Source organism: Shewanella sp. 10N.286.52.E4 (genome assembly GCF_041468785.1).
In the GTDB taxonomy this organism is placed as follows: Bacteria; Pseudomonadota; Gammaproteobacteria; order Enterobacterales; family Shewanellaceae; genus Shewanella; species Shewanella electrodiphila.
In genome coordinates this window covers 1-15,534 of sequence record NZ_JBFRJJ010000062.1, presented here as the reverse complement: position 1 = coordinate 15,534, position 15,534 = coordinate 1, and the positions used below count along the sequence as shown (strand labels likewise).

11 protein-coding genes are annotated in these 15,534 nt (G+C 42.9%); all 11 read right to left on the bottom strand.

Annotated elements, in window-relative coordinates; all coding sequences use genetic code 11:
- Nucleotides 1-90: 90 nt before the first annotated feature.
- Nucleotides 91-2,187: an elongation factor G gene (gene fusA / locus AB4153_RS20790; protein WP_102529391.1), complete on the bottom strand. Its 2,097-nt coding sequence runs from the start codon at nucleotides 2,185-2,187 to the stop codon at nucleotides 91-93.
- Between the two features lie 78 nt (nucleotides 2,188-2,265).
- Nucleotides 2,266-2,736 (bottom strand): 30S ribosomal protein S7, encoded by a 471-nt coding sequence (gene rpsG, locus AB4153_RS20785; protein ID WP_102529392.1) that lies wholly within the window; start codon nucleotides 2,734-2,736, stop codon nucleotides 2,266-2,268.
- A 77-nt stretch (nucleotides 2,737-2,813) separates the two neighbouring features.
- The gene (gene rpsL, locus AB4153_RS20780; protein WP_102529393.1) at nucleotides 2,814-3,188 is read right to left on the bottom strand and encodes a 30S ribosomal protein S12; all 375 of its coding nucleotides are present in this window, start codon (nucleotides 3,186-3,188) and stop codon (nucleotides 2,814-2,816) included.
- Nucleotides 3,189-3,366: 178 nt separating this feature from the next.
- Nucleotides 3,367-7,587, bottom strand: a complete 4,221-nt coding sequence (rpoC, locus tag AB4153_RS20775) for a DNA-directed RNA polymerase subunit beta' (protein ID WP_102529394.1) — start codon at nucleotides 7,585-7,587, stop codon at nucleotides 3,367-3,369.
- Nucleotides 7,588-7,668: 81 nt separating this feature from the next.
- Nucleotides 7,669-11,700: a DNA-directed RNA polymerase subunit beta gene (gene rpoB, locus AB4153_RS20770; RefSeq protein WP_102529395.1), complete on the bottom strand. Its 4,032-nt coding sequence runs from the start codon at nucleotides 11,698-11,700 to the stop codon at nucleotides 7,669-7,671.
- Between the two features lie 240 nt (nucleotides 11,701-11,940).
- On the bottom strand, nucleotides 11,941-12,309 hold the full coding sequence (gene rplL / locus AB4153_RS20765) for a 50S ribosomal protein L7/L12 (RefSeq protein WP_102529396.1): 369 nt from the start codon (nucleotides 12,307-12,309) through the stop codon (nucleotides 11,941-11,943).
- Between the two features lie 54 nt (nucleotides 12,310-12,363).
- The gene (gene rplJ, locus AB4153_RS20760; RefSeq protein WP_102529397.1) at nucleotides 12,364-12,861 is read right to left on the bottom strand and encodes a 50S ribosomal protein L10; all 498 of its coding nucleotides are present in this window, start codon (nucleotides 12,859-12,861) and stop codon (nucleotides 12,364-12,366) included.
- A gap of 257 nt (nucleotides 12,862-13,118) precedes the next feature.
- Nucleotides 13,119-13,820, bottom strand: coding sequence for a 50S ribosomal protein L1 (gene rplA, locus AB4153_RS20755; protein WP_371998535.1), 702 nt, complete (start codon nucleotides 13,818-13,820; stop codon nucleotides 13,119-13,121).
- A 4-nt stretch (nucleotides 13,821-13,824) separates the two neighbouring features.
- Complete coding sequence (rplK, locus tag AB4153_RS20750) at nucleotides 13,825-14,253, bottom strand: 50S ribosomal protein L11 (RefSeq protein WP_102529399.1); 429 nt, start codon at nucleotides 14,251-14,253, stop codon at nucleotides 13,825-13,827.
- A gap of 128 nt (nucleotides 14,254-14,381) precedes the next feature.
- Nucleotides 14,382-14,933 (bottom strand): transcription termination/antitermination protein NusG, encoded by a 552-nt coding sequence (gene nusG, locus AB4153_RS20745; RefSeq protein ID WP_102529400.1) that lies wholly within the window; start codon nucleotides 14,931-14,933, stop codon nucleotides 14,382-14,384.
- Nucleotides 14,934-14,941: 8 nt separating this feature from the next.
- Complete coding sequence (secE, locus tag AB4153_RS20740) at nucleotides 14,942-15,313, bottom strand: preprotein translocase subunit SecE (RefSeq protein ID WP_055026517.1); 372 nt, start codon at nucleotides 15,311-15,313, stop codon at nucleotides 14,942-14,944.
- Nucleotides 15,314-15,534: the final 221 nt, after the last annotated feature.

Here is a 15,534-nt window from a genome sequence, read left to right as displayed (position 1 = left end):
TTCAAATTTTTCTTTAGCCACGATATATTCCTTTCTTTTCAGAAGTGCTCGATTACGAGCTATATAACATTTAGTAAAGCACCTAAGTTTTTAGGTACGTGATTCAATAATCGCATTTGCAATGTTTGATGGTGCGTCAGCATACTTAGCAAACTCCATAGAGTAAGAAGCACGCCCCTGAGTTGCACTTCGCAAATCAGTTGCATAACCAAACATTTCTGATAGTGGAACTGTCGCATGGATAATTTTAACACCACCCAAGCCATCGTCCATACCATCAATAACACCACGACGTCGGTTTAAGTCACCTACTACATCGCCCATGTTATTTTCTGGCGTGGTAATTTCCACTTTCATTGTAGGTTCTAGTAGCACAGGGCTTGCTTCTAGCGCACCCTTTTTGAAGCCCATTGAACCTGCAATTTTGAAAGCCATCTCATTTGAATCGACATCATGATATGAGCCATCAAATAAAGTCACTTTCACATCGAGCATAGGATAACCGGCTAAAACACCGTTTTTCATTTGCTCTTGAATACCTTTGTCTACTGAAGGGATGAATTCACGAGGAACTGCACCACCAACAACTTCATTGACAAATTCATAGCCAGCACCATCTTCCAATGGTTCAACCTTAAGCCAAACATGACCAAATTGACCACGTCCACCTGATTGACGTATGAATTTACCTTCCACTTCAACTGAAGAGCGAATCGTTTCACGATAGGCAACCTGAGGTTTACCTACGTTACATTCGACATTAAATTCGCGACGCATGCGGTCAACGATAATATCTAAATGTAATTCACCCATGCCAGAAATCAATGTTTGAGCTGACTCTTCATCAGTTTCCACTCTAAAAGAAGGATCTTCAGCAGCTAACTTTTGTAGCGCAATCCCCATTTTATCTTGGTCTGCTTTAGAGCGAGGCTCAACGGCAATGGTAATTACAGGTTCTGGAAACTCCATACGCTCTAGAATCACTTTATGATCGTTTGCGCAAAGAGTATCGCCTGTTGTCACATCTTTTAAACCGATTGCCGCAGCAATATCACCAGCACGAACTTCTTTCAGTTCAGTACGGTCATTAGCATGCATTTGTACGATTCGACCGACACGCTCACGTTTCTGTTTAACAGAATTGTAAACCGCAGCACCCGACTCTAGTACGCCTGAATATACACGGATAAAGGTTAAAGTTCCAACAAATGGATCAGTCGCAATCTTAAACGCTAACGCAGCAAATGGTGCGTTATCGTCCGATGGGCGTTCTACTTCATTCTCGTTCTCATCGACACCCTTAATTGCAGGAACTTCGACAGGAGCAGGAAGGTAGTCAACTACCGCATCCAACACCGCCTGAACACCTTTGTTCTTAAAAGCAGAACCACAAGTTGCTAAAACGATTTCGTTGTTAATTGTGCGCTGACGTAGTGCTAACTTAATCTCTGCTTCAGATAAAGTGCCTTCTTCAAGGTACTTTTCCATCAGTTCATCAGAGGCTTCGGCTGCACTTTCCACAAGATACTCATGCATTTCTTCAGCCTTGGCTAAAAGATCTGCGGGAATTTCTTCATAAGAGAAAGTCGTACCCTGATCTTCTTCAGACCAGTTAATCGCTTTCATCTTAATTAAATCAATAACCCCTTTGAAGTTTTCTTCTGCACCAATATTTAATTGAATTGGAACACAAGTAGCACCTAAGCGGTTACGGATTTGGTCAATGACACTATCAAAGTCAGCACCAGCACGATCCATCTTATTGACGAAAACCATGCGTGGGACTTCATACTTGTTGGCTTGACGCCAAACAGTCTCAGATTGAGGCTCTACACCTGATGAACCGCAGAATACAACCACAGCGCCATCAAGTACGCGTAACGAGCGCTCGACTTCAATAGTAAAATCAACGTGACCAGGGGTATCGATGATATTAATGCGATGTTCGGTGAATTGAGCATCCATACCACGCCAGAAAGTCGTCACAGCAGCTGAGGTGATAGTAATACCACGCTCTTGCTCTTGTACCATCCAGTCAGTAGTAGCGGCGCCGTCATGCACCTCACCGATTTTATGAGACAAACCGGTATAGAACAGAACACGTTCTGTTGTGGTAGTTTTACCTGCATCCACATGAGCAACAATACCGATATTTCGATAACGCTCAATTGGGGTTGTACGAGCCACTATTTATACCCTCTCACCTAAAGCTATGCTTTAGTAAATATCAACAATATGGAGTGGGCTAACGCCCACTCCATCAAATTACCAACGGTAATGAGCAAAGGCTTTGTTAGCTTCAGCCATGCGATGCACGTCTTCACGCTTCTTAACAGCAGTACCTTTGTTTTCAGATGCGTCTAACATTTCACCTGCTAGACGTAGAGCCATAGATTTTTCACCACGCTTGCGAGCAGCTTCAACTAACCAGCGCATCGCTAGTGCGTTACGACGCACTGGACGAACTTCACATGGTACTTGATAAGTAGAACCACCAACACGACGAGATTTAACCTCGACTGATGGGCGAACGTTATCAAGAGCTGCTTCAAGGATACTTAAATGATCTTCGCTTTTTTTCTCAGCGACAACATCAAGAGCCTTGTAGATAATTTTTTCAGAAGTTGACTTTTTACCGTCAACCATAATGACGTTGATGAACTTAGCCAACAACTCACTTTTAAACTTTGGATCTGGTAGGATTTTACGTTGTCCTACAACGCGACGTCTTGGCATAACAATTCTCCGTATGCTTCAGGTATTTCCAAAACTGGAATATTTATAACTAGCTTGGCCTTACTTAAACGGACAAGTTATGACTTAGGACGCTTAGCACCGTACTTAGAACGGCCTTGGCGACGAGCACTAACGCCAGCACAATCTAATGCACCGCGAATAGTGTGGTAACGCACACCCGGTAGATCTTTAACACGACCGCCACGGATTAGAATTACACTATGTTCCTGCAAGTTGTGACCTTCACCACCGATGTACGAAGTAACTTCGAAACCGTTAGTTAAGCGAACACGTGCTACTTTACGTAGTGCAGAGTTAGGTTTTTTAGGTGTTGTAGTGTAAACACGAGTACAAACACCACGTTTTTGTGGACACGAATCCAACGCTGGCACATTAGTCTTTTCGACTTTTGGCGAGCGAGGCTTACGTACCAACTGGTTTACAGTTGCCATGAATAGCTCCGTTCAGTTGAATAATCTCAACAATTTTGTGTGAAAAATCTATATCCCACTATGATGGGACGCGAAAGTTTAGAAAGGTATTGGCCAACTGTCAAGAAATAGACAACTTTTCGTGCAATTCCCAATAAAAAAGGCGCCAAAGGCGCCTTTTTTTAACATAACGTTTACTTTAGTCAGCACTTCCGGCCAAGTTAAGTAAGTCGGCTAAGTTTTTCTCTGCTTCACTAGCAGTGATGACTGGCGCTTCTGCACCTTCATCTTTAACATTAGCACGCGCTTCGTTACGAGCGGTGTGATACGCATAACCAGTACCAGCTGGGATCAGACGACCAACGATTACGTTTTCTTTCAGACCACGTAATTGATCACTCTTACCACCAACAGCGGCTTCAGTTAGTACACGCGTCGTTTCTTGGAACGATGCAGCAGAGATGAATGATTCAGTAGCCAAAGAAGCTTTGGTAATACCGAGTAATTCACGCTCAAACTTAGCAGGCGCTTTGCCTTGAGCTTCAAGCTCACGGTTAGCAATGTTCACGCGAGCAACTTCTGCTTGTTCACCAGCTAAGAAGTTCGAATCACCAGCATCAGTGATTAAGCACTTACGTAGCATTTGGCGAATGATAACTTCAATATGCTTATCGTTGATTTTTACGCCCTGTAGACGGTAAACGTCTTGGACTTCATCAACAATGTAGTTAGCAACATGATGGATACCACGTAAACGCAAGATGTCATGTGCAGCTTCTGGGCCGTCAGCGATAACTTCACCACGTTCAACTTTTTCACCTTCGAACACGTTAAGATTACGCCACTTAGGGATCATCTCTTCGTAGTGTTCACTGCCATCAGCAGGACTGATAACTAGACGAACCTTACCTTTAGTCTCTTTACCAAACGAAATGGTACCTGAGATTTCAGCAAGAATAGCGGGTTCTTTTGGCTTACGCGCTTCGAACAAGTCAGCAACTCGTGGTAGACCACCGGTAATATCGCGTGTTTTAGACGATTCTTGAGGAATACGTGCTAATGCGTCACCAACGTTGATTTCAGAGTTATCATCTTTAGCTACAATCGCATTACCTGGTAAGAAGTATTGCGCAGGTACTTCAGTACCCGGGATCATAAGATCATTACCGCTATTGTCGATTAGACGAATAGCAGGACGCATTTCTTTACCTGCAGTAGGACGAGCACCTGGATCGATAACGACAACCGAAGAAAGACCTGTTAAGTCGTCTGTTTGACGCGTCATAGTAACGCCTTCAATCATATCGACGAATTTAACCGTACCCGCAACTTCTGAAATGATAGGGTGAGTATGTGGGTCCCAGTTCGCAATAATTGCGCCTGATGTCACTTCCGTATCTTCAAGTTGTTCTAGTACTGTACCGTAAGGTACACGGTAACGTTCTTTCTCACGACCAAGTTCATCAATAATCGCAACTTCAGAAGAACGCGATACGATAACCAGTTTGTTCTCGATGCTAGTAACGTGTTTAGCGTTATGTAACTTCAGAGTACCACTGTTTTTAACTTGAACATTGTTGTCAGCTGAGTCACGAGATGCAGCACCACCAATATGGAAGGTACGCATCGTAAGCTGTGTACCTGGCTCACCAATTGACTGAGCAGCTACAACACCGATAGCTTCACCGTGGTTAATAATATGACCACGTGCTAAATCACGACCGTAACAAGCAGCACACACACCGAAGTCGGTTTCACAAGAAATAACAGAACGAACGATAACTTCATCGACGCTATGCTCTTCTAATAGATCACACCAAGCTTCATCTAGTAATGTGTTACGTGGAGCCAATACTTTTTCAGTACCTGGCTCAAGTACGTCAACTGAGACGACACGACCTAGAACACGTTCACGAAGAGGTTCTTTAACATCACCACCTTCAATCAACGGCTTCATAGTCAAACCACCAACAGAACCACAATCATCTTCAATAACAACTAAATCTTGTGCAACATCAACAAGACGACGAGTTAGGTAACCCGAGTTAGCTGTTTTCAATGCGGTATCGGCAAGACCTTTACGCGCACCGTGAGTAGAGATGAAGTATTGTGATACGTTCAGACCTTCACGGAAGTTAGCAGTAATTGGGGTTTCGATGATTGAGCCATCCGGCTTAGCCATCAGACCACGCATACCCGCTAGCTGACGAATCTGTGCAGCACTACCACGAGCGCCCGAGTCAGCCATCATATAGATGCTGTTAAACGAATCTTGCTCTTCTTCTTCGCCATCACGGTTGATAACAACTTCTTTTTTCAAGTTGTCCATCATCGCTTTAGAGATTTTGTCGTTGGTGCTTGCCCAGATATCGATAACTTTGTTGTAACGCTCACCAGCGGTAACAAGACCTGATTGGAACTGCTCTTGAATTTCAAGCACTTCACGTTCAGCTTCTTCAACTAAAGTGTACTTCTCATCCGGGATAACCATATCGTTGATACCAACAGAGGCACCAGAGATAGTCGCATAACGGAAACCGGTATACATTAATTGGTCAGCGAAGATAACAGTATCTTTAAGACCTAGTGTACGGTAACAAGTGTTCAGCAATTTCGAGATTTGCTTCTTACCCATGTTCTGGTTAACCAGTTCATACGGTAAGCCTTTTGGCAATATCTGCGATAACAATGCACGACCGACTGTAGTATCTACGATACGACGGTTTTGAGTCTTCTCACCATTATCTGTTACTGAAGTTTCTGTAATGCGAACTTTTACACGAGCATGCAATTCTGCAGCGCCGGTAGCGTAAGCTTTTTCAACTTCATCAACAGACATAAATGACATGCCTTCACCGCGACCGTTCACACATTCTCGGCTAGTGTAGTAAAGACCTAATACAACGTCTTGTGACGGAGTAATTACAGGCTCACCATTCGCAGGAGAAAGAATGTTGTTAGTCGACATCATTAACGAACGAGCTTCTAATTGAGCTTCAAGCGTTAACGGTACGTGCACAGCCATTTGGTCACCATCGAAGTCGGCGTTATATGCCGCACATACTAATGGATGCAATTGGATTGCTTTACCTTCAATAAGAACTGGTTCAAATGCTTGAATACCCAGTCTATGAAGTGTTGGTGCACGGTTAAGCATTACTGGATGTTCACGAATTACTTCGTCTAGTACATCCCATACTTCAGCCTGTTCACGCTCAACCATTTTCTTAGCAGCTTTAATAGTCGTAGCTAAACCGCGACCCTCTAACTTGCCATAGATGAATGGTTTGAATAGCTCAAGTGCCATCTTCTTAGGAAGACCACACTGATGCAAACGTAAAGTAGGACCTACGGTAATAACCGAACGACCAGAGTAATCTACACGCTTACCAAGTAAGTTCTGACGGAAACGACCTTGCTTACCTTTGATCATATCAGCCAAAGATTTAAGAGGACGCTTGTTAGAACCTGTAATAGCACGACCACGACGACCATTATCTAATAGTGCATCTACAGACTCTTGTAACATACGCTTTTCGTTACGTACGATAATGTCTGGAGCAGCTAGATCTAATAGACGCTTTAGACGGTTGTTACGGTTGATTACACGACGGTAAAGGTCGTTCAAATCAGACGTAGCAAAACGTCCGCCATCTAGTGGTACTAGAGGACGTAAATCAGGTGGTAGAACTGGTAAAACTTTTAAGATCATCCACTCAGGCTTGTTGCCAGAAGTGAAGAATGCTTCCATCAGTTTAAGGCGCTTAGTGACCTTCTTACGACGGGTTTCAGAGTTAATTGAAGGTAACTCTTCACGCATTTGATCAATTTGTTCTTCTAAATTGATTGCACGTAGCAAGTCTAAGACTGCTTCAGCACCCATTTTAGCTTCGAACTCGTCACCGTATTCTTCTAATGCATCAAGATATGTTTCTTCTGTCAGCATTTGGCCGCGTTCAAGGCTGGTCATGCCAGGCTCGATCACAACGAAAGATTCAAAATACAGTACGCGCTCAATATCACGTAATGTCATATCAAGCATCAAACCGATACGACTCGGAAGTGATTTCAAGAACCAAATATGTGCAACTGGGCTTGCAAGATCAATATGACCCATACGCTCACGACGTACTTTAGTCTGTGTAACTTCAACGCCACACTTCTCACAAATAACACCACGGTGCTTCAAACGCTTGTATTTACCACACAAACATTCGTAATCTTTTACAGGACCGAAAATACGCGCACAAAATAAACCTTCACGTTCAGGTTTAAAAGTACGGTAGTTAATTGTCTCTGGCTTTTTAACTTCACCAAAAGACCAAGAACGGATTAGGTCAGGCGAAGCCAGACCAATTTTGATTCCGTTAAATTCTTCAGTCTTGCTTTGCTGTTTAAGAAACTTTAATAAGTCTTTCACGTTTCTCTCCTGAAGGAGTTAAACCGGATGCTTTGCTAAGCAAAGCATCCTTGGTTACCAAACATTGCTTAAGAGCGATGCTTACTCTTGATCCAACTCGATATTAATACCAAGTGAACGAATTTCCTTCAACAATACGTTGAAAGACTCAGGCATGCCTGGGTGCATCTGATGGTTACCGTCGACGATGTTTTTATACATCTGAGTACGACCGTTAACGTCATCTGATTTAACCGTTAGCATTTCCTGAAGAGTATATGCAGCACCGTATGCTTCTAGTGCCCATACTTCCATCTCACCGAAACGTTGACCACCAAATTGAGCTTTACCGCCCAATGGTTGTTGAGTTACTAAGCTGTACGAACCGGTTGAACGGGCGTGCATCTTGTCATCAACTAAATGGTTCAATTTAAGCATGTACATGTAACCAACAGTTACTTTACGCTCAAATTCGTTACCGGTACGGCCGTCACATAACGTCAACTGGCCTGAGTCAGGTAATCCTGCTAATAGCAGCATTTCCTTGATCTCTTTCTCTTTAGCACCATCGAAAGCTGGTGTAGCAACTGGAATACCACCTTTAAGGTTTTTAGCCAGACGCACTACTTCATGATCAGAGAATGTATTGATATCGACTTTCTGAAGAACGTCGTCACCTAGATCATAAACTTTCTGAATATAATCGCGAAGTTCAGCAATTTCACGTTGCTCTTCAAGCATAGCAGTAATTCGATTACCGATACCCTTTGCAGCAGCCCCCATGTGAACCTCTAATACCTGACCAATGTTCATACGCGATGGTACGCCCAATGGGTTTAGTACGATATCTACTGGATCACCAGTTTCATCGTATGGCATGTCTTCAATAGGACAAATCTTAGAAATTACACCTTTGTTACCGTGACGACCCGCCATCTTATCACCAGGCTGGATAGTACGTTTAACTGCAAGGTAAACCTTAACAATCTTCAGTACACCAGGTGCTAAGTCATCACCTTGGGTGATCTTACGACGTTTAACTTCAAACTTCTTATCAAAGTCAGCTTTTAGCTCTTCATGTTGCTCAGCTAATTGCTCAAGCTCAGTTTGCTTCGCTTCATCTTCGATAACCTGAATCAACACATCTTTACGTGGTAATTCAGCGATTTTCTCCTGAGAGAAACCTGCAGCAAGTAACAAGTTACGCGCACGGCTCAAAACACCTTCTTCAAGGATTTGGAACTCTTCGCCTAAATCTTTACGAGCTTGGCCAACATGCATCTCTTCAATTTCAAGCGCACGTTTATCTTTTTCGATACCGTCACGAGTGAATACTTGAACATCGATGATGGTGCCTTTAACAGAGTTAGGTACACGTAAAGAGCTGTCCTTAACATCAGAAGCTTTTTCACCAAAAATAGCTCGGAGGAGTTTCTCTTCTGGAGTCAGCTGTGTTTCACCTTTAGGTGTCACTTTACCAACTAGAATGTCGCCGCCTTTGACTTCAGCACCAATGTAAACAATACCTGACTCATCTAATTTAGACAGAGCAGATTCACCTACATTTGGAATATCAGCAGTAATTTCTTCGCTACCTAGTTTCGTATCACGAGCAATACATGAAAGCTCTTGAATATGAATAGTAGTGAAACGATCCTCTTGCGCTACGCGCTCAGAGATTAAGATCGAATCTTCGAAGTTATAACCGTTCCAAGGCATGAATGCGATACGCATGTTTTGACCTAAAGCCAAGTCACCTAAATCGGTAGACGGACCATCAGCTAAAACATCACCACGAACAATTGGGTCACCAACAGAACAACAAGGGCGTTGGTTAATACAAGTGTTTTGGTTAGAACGAGTGTATTTAGTTAAGTTATAGATATCGATACCGGCTTCGCCTGGCGTCAATTCTGCCTCGTTAACTTTTACTACGATACGACCAGCATCAACATAGTCGATAACACCACCACGTTTCGCAGCAACAACAACACCTGAGTCAACAGCAAGAGTACGTTCAATACCAGTACCAACAAGAGGCTTATCAGCTCTTAAAGTCGGTACGGCTTGACGTTGCATGTTTGCACCCATCAATGCACGGTTAGCATCATCGTGTTCTAAGAACGGAATTAGTGATGCTGCAACAGAAATAATCTGTTGTGGTGATACATCCATATACTGGATATCAGCAGCACGCATAAAGGTAGATTCACCTTTATGACGACAAGCAATTTGCTCTTCAAGCATACGGTTTGAAGAATCAATTTCAATGTTTGCCTGTGCAATCACATATCGGCCTTCTTCGATTGCTGATAAGTATTCAACTTCATCAGTAACCACACAATCAACCACTTTACGATAAGGGGTTTCAAGGAAGCCATACGAGTTTGTACGCGCGAAACTTGCCAATGAGTTAATTAGACCAATGTTTGGTCCCTCTGGCGTTTCAATCGGACACAAACGACCGTAGTGAGTTGGATGTACGTCACGTACTTCGAAACCAGCGCGTTCACGTGTTAAACCACCAGGACCAAGAGCAGAAATACGACGCTTATGCGTTACTTCTGACAACGGGTTGTTTTGATCCATGAACTGTGACAATTGTGAAGAACCAAAGAATTCTTTCACTGCCGCAGAGATAGGCTTAGCGTTAATTAGATCTTGTGGCATAAGCTCATTCAGATCGCCTAAAGATAGACGTTCACGAACAGCACGCTCAACACGAACTAGACCAACACGGAATTGGTTTTCAGCCATTTCACCTACGCTACGAATACGACGGTTACCTAGATGGTCAATATCATCGACTTCATCGTAACCGTTACGGATTTCGATGATTTTCTTCATAACGTGTACGATGTCTTCTTTAGACAGTACGCCAGCACCTTCGTCATCAGCAATCTCAAGACGACGGTTGAACTTCATACGACCTACTTTAGATAAGTCATAACGTTCTTCACTGAAGAACAAGTTCTGGAATAAGCCTTCAGCAGCATCTTTGGTTGGTGGCTCACCAGGACGCATCATACGGTAGATCTCAACTAATGCTTCTAAGCGGTTAGTTGTTGAATCAATGCGTAATGTGTCTGAGATGTATGCACCATGATCCAAATCGTTGATAAACAATGTATCAACGTCTTTGATACCCGCTAAAGAAAGTTTAGCTAGGTCTTCAAGGGTGATTTCGGCATTTGCGCTAACAAGTACTTCACCAGTATCTGTATCGATGTAATCTTGAGCAGCGTATTTACCAACGATATAGTCAACTGGTACTTCAAGTTCAGTTGTATTGGTTTTTTCAAGCTGCTTAATATGACGAGCAGTAATACGACGACCAGATTCAACAAGTAATTTGCCTTCAGAATCTTTAATGTCATAACTTGCTGTCTCACCACGGAGGCGATCAGGCACAAGTGCCATAACAAGTGAATCTTGCTTAATCTTGAACTGAATACGTTCGAAGAATAAGTCTAAGATTTCTTGAGTAGAAAACTCTAATGCACGTAGCATGATCGTCGCTGGTAATTTACGACGACGGTCAATACGTACAAATAAGGCATCTTTTGGATCAAATTCAAAGTCAAGCCATGAACCACGGTAAGGAATAATACGTGCGTTATATAGCACCTTACCAGAAGAGTGGGTTTTACCACGGTCATGATCAAAGAATACACCAGGTGAACGGTGTAACTGAGACACGATAACACGCTCAGTACCATTGATAACAAAAGTACCGTTATCAGTCATTAATGGGATATCACCCATGTAGACTTCTTGTTCTTTAATATCTTTAACTGTGCCTGGCGCAGCTTCACGGTCATATAAAACCATACGCAATTTCACGCGTAATGGCGCTGAATATGTAACACCGCGGATCTGACACTCTTTCACATCAAAAACTGGCTCGCCTAGCTTGTAACTGACATATTGCAGTTCAGAATTGCCAGAAAAGCTCTTGATGGGAAAAACGCTACGGAATGCAGCTTCAAAGCCGCGTTCACCCGTAGGATCTTGATCGGTGAACTTCTTAAAAGAGTCTAACTGAATAGACAATAGGTACGGAATATCCAAAACTTTTTGACGTTTGCCAAAGTCTTTACGAATACGCTTCTTTTCAGAATAGGAGTAAACCATGGGTTTCCTCTACTTACGAGATGTGACCAAGACTGAAATAATATAAGTATTATAACAGCACGTTTGCCCATCACCGTTGATGGCAAGAACCTAACCAGTAATCTCTGCTAGGAACTGCTAATAACTGGCGACAAACGGTGAATAAAAAATCGCCTGCGCATATAGCGCAAAAAAGGCCGACGGTTAAAAAACCGCCAGCCTCCGCCCGATTTCTCGGGAGGTGGTAAGTTAGAGTATAACTTACTTAACTTCTACTTCAGCGCCAGCAGCTTCTAGATCGCCTTTAAGGGCTTCTGCTTCTTCTTTAGTGATAGCTTCTTTAACTGCAACTGGTGCAGATTCAGCCATAGCTTTAGCTTCTTTCAGGCCAAGACCTGTAGCGCCACGAAGTGCTTTAATAACAGCAACTTTGTTAGCACCGAAAGAAGTCATAACAACGTCAAATTCGGTTTGCTCAGCAGCAGCTGCGCCGCCTTCTGCGCCGCCAGCAACTACTGCTGCAGCAGCTGAAACGCCGAATTTCTCTTCCATTGCTTCGATAAGTTCAACAACTTCCATTACAGACATTTCTGCGAAAGCTTCTAAGATTTGGTCTTTTGTGATAGACATAACAAAAAATTCCTATTGTACTGAATTCAATAAATTTAAGCGGCTAATAAAATATTAAGCTGCTTCTTTTTGATCGCGAAGAGCGGCCAATGTACGAACAAACTTGCCAGCAGATGCTTCTTTCATAGTCATCATCAACTGAGCTAGTGCTTCGTCGTAAGTTGGTAATTTCGCTAAACGATCAATATCTGCTGCAGGGATTACTTCCCCTTCAAAGGCTGCTGCTTTAATTTCAAACTTTTCTTGTGCAGTTGCGAAATCTTTTAGAAGACGCGCTGCAGCACCTGGGTGCTCAGTAGAAAATGCAATTAAAGTAGGACCAGTAAACGTGTCAGATAGGCACTCAAAATCAGTACCAACTACAGCGCGTTTAACTAATGTATTACGTACTACACGTACATAAACACCAGCTTCACGAGCTGCTTTACGCAGACCGGTCATATCACCTACAGTTACACCGCGTGAATCGGCTACAACTGCAGATAAAGCACCTTTGGCTGCTTCGTTGACTTCAGCAACAATCGCTTTTTTGTCTTCGAGTCTTAATGCCATTGGCTTTACTCCTGGATTCTACCTAGGGATATCCCTAGTATTTACCATATTAAACACTTATGTGTTTAACGACTTACGGTGCAGATTTCCAGCAGAACAAAATCTATCTGGGGGGTCTGACACCGTCTACGTAGGAAATTAAGTTATCCTAAGAAAACACCTACGGTCTTGGACGGAAACCTGTTTTCAACATTGTCGAAAACAGACCTCAACCCACAAAGTGCGCGCATTATAGACTAATACGCTCGCTTTGTATATTACTTAGCTTCTTCCAGAGTTCCCTGGTCGACAACTACACCTGCACCCATAGTGGTAGAGATGCTAACTTTTTTCACGTATACGCCTTTAGCAACTGCAGGCTTAGCCTTTTTCAGTGCTGCGACTAACGCTTCTAAGTTTTCTTTAAGCTGTGCTGGTTCAAAATCCACTTTACCGATAGTAGTGTGGATAATGCCATTCTTGTCGTTACGGTAACGAACTTGACCGGCTTTGGCATTTTTAACTGCTTCAGCAACATTTGGCGTTACTGTACCAGTTTTTGGGTTAGGCATTAGACCACGTGGGCCTAAGATTTGACCTAACTGACCAACAACGCGCATTGCATCTGGAGATGCGATAACTACGTCGAAGTTCATTTCGCCAGCTTTAACTTGTGCAGCAAGTTCGTCCATACCAACTAACTCTGCACCAGCTTCTTTAGCTGCTTCAGCGTTTGCGCCCTGTGTGAACACAGCAACACGAACTTCACGGCCAGTACCATGTGGTAATACTGTAGCGCCACGAACGTTTTGATCTGATTTACGAGGATCAATACCTAGGTTAACAGCAACGTCAACACTTTCTACGAATTTAGCAGTAGCAAGTTCTTTTAATAAAGAAACAGCTTCATTGATATCGTAGCTTTTAGTTCCGTCGATTTTCTCGCGGATTACGCGCATGCGCTTAGTTAGCTTTGCCATTATATTAGTCCTCTACTACCAAACCCATTGAACGTGCAGTACCTTCAATTGAACGCATCATCGCTTCAACATCGGCACCAGTCATATCAGTCGCTTTTGTTTCAGCAATTTCCTGAACAGCGCTGCGCTTGATAGTTCCAACTTTTTCGGTATTTGGACGGCCAGAACCAGACTTAAGACCGGCAGCTTTCAATAATAAGAAAGATGCTGGAGGAGTCTTAGTTTCGAACGTGAAAGAACGATCGTTGTATACAGTGATAACAACAGGAATCGGCATACCTTTGTCGAACTTTTCAGTACGAGCGTTGAATGCTTTACAGAATTCCATGATGTTCACACCTTTTTGACCTAGAGCAGGACCAACTGGTGGAGACGGGTTTGCAGCACCGGCTGCTACTTGTAGCTTAATATAAGCTTCAATTTTCTTTGCCATGTCGACATTTCCTCAATTTGGGTTCAAACGCTATCGGCTACATGCCAATGAGCTCCCCTTGAAAACAACGGGTGCGGATTATACTAAAATCCGCACCCGCAAACAAATACTATTTGTATTTAATTTAATCAGTTCTTTTCAACTTGCTGGAAGTCTAACTCAACTGGAGTAGAACGACCGAAGATCATTACTGAAACCTTAACGCGGTTCTTATCGTAATCAACTTCTTCAATGGTGCCATTAAAGTCAGCAAATGGACCATCGTTAACACGAACAACTTCACCAGGTTCAAACATAACGCGATGAGTAGGAGACTCAACGGTATCTTGTAAACGCTGAAGAATGGCATCCGCTTCTTTGTCTGAGATTGGTGCTGGACGATCTGAAGTCCCACCAATGAAGCCCATTACTCGTGGAATGCTTTTCACTAAGTGCCAGCTTTCGTCATTCATTTCCATTTGGACTAATACATAGCCAGGGAAGAATTTACGTTCGCTCTTGCGACGTTGACCATCACGCATTTCAACTACTTCTTCAGTCGGCACTAATACCTCTGCAAAGTAATCTTCCATGTTGTGCATCTTAATATGTTCAAGCAATGTTTTTACTACTCGGCCTTCATAGCCTGAGAATGCTTGAATGACATACCATCTTTTTTTTGCTTCTGTTGCTTCAGTCATGTAAATGCCTATACGCCAGTAATTAGGTTAACAACGCGCAATAGTACCCAGTCGAAACCCCAAAGGATAACGGCTACGACAGCTGTTGCAGCAAGAACAATGAATGTTGTGTTCAGCGCTTCTTGACGCGTAGGCCAAACCACTTTACGTACTTCAATGTGAGCTTCACGAGCAAAAGATAAAGCTTCTTTACCCTTTACCGTTTGCAGAGCAATAAAGCCTGCAATTACAAAGGCAACAATTACGCCTAATGCGCGTACTACAACACTGGCTTCGCCAAATGCTTGGTTGCCAATAACAGCGGCGGCAATCAATATAACTGCAATGCCCCACTTAACAATATCCAGAGAATTATTCTGGTTTTCAGTATTTGTCGTCATCGGTTGGTTCCGTTACTCACTAAGACCTGAGCTTAAATTTGATAAATATGTACCATTTTATCAAATAGTACTTCCGAGTTTAGCCACGAAAAGCATCAGCTCAGGGTCAAAAATCGGCCATAGATTGTATTCTTATTCTAGTCAGTTCGCAAGGTCGACACTAGAGAACATAAGCAAAAGTTAAAAAAAATCTATAAAACAAAAAAAGGAAGCCGAAGCTT

What these genes read in the sequence shown, in the direction of transcription:
- rpsG (WP_102529392.1), bottom strand. Translation starts at nt 2,736, where the DNA reads ATGCCAAGACGTCGCGTTGTAGGACAACGTAAAATCCTACCAGATCCA.
- rplL (WP_102529396.1), bottom strand. Translation starts at nt 12,309, where the DNA reads ATGTCTATCACAAAAGACCAAATCTTAGAAGCTTTCGCAGAAATGTCT.
- secE (WP_055026517.1), bottom strand. Translation starts at nt 15,313, where the DNA reads ATGACGACAAATACTGAAAACCAGAATAATTCTCTGGATATTGTTAAG.
- rpsL (WP_102529393.1), bottom strand. Translation starts at nt 3,188, where the DNA reads ATGGCAACTGTAAACCAGTTGGTACGTAAGCCTCGCTCGCCAAAAGTC.
- rpoB (WP_102529395.1), bottom strand. Translation starts at nt 11,700, where the DNA reads ATGGTTTACTCCTATTCTGAAAAGAAGCGTATTCGTAAAGACTTTGGC.
- rplK (WP_102529399.1), bottom strand. Translation starts at nt 14,253, where the DNA reads ATGGCAAAGAAAATTGAAGCTTATATTAAGCTACAAGTAGCAGCCGGT.
- rplJ (WP_102529397.1), bottom strand. Translation starts at nt 12,861, where the DNA reads ATGGCATTAAGACTCGAAGACAAAAAAGCGATTGTTGCTGAAGTCAAC.
- nusG (WP_102529400.1), bottom strand. Translation starts at nt 14,933, where the DNA reads ATGACTGAAGCAACAGAAGCAAAAAAAAGATGGTATGTCATTCAAGCA.
- rplA (WP_371998535.1), bottom strand. Translation starts at nt 13,820, where the DNA reads ATGGCAAAGCTAACTAAGCGCATGCGCGTAATCCGCGAGAAAATCGAC.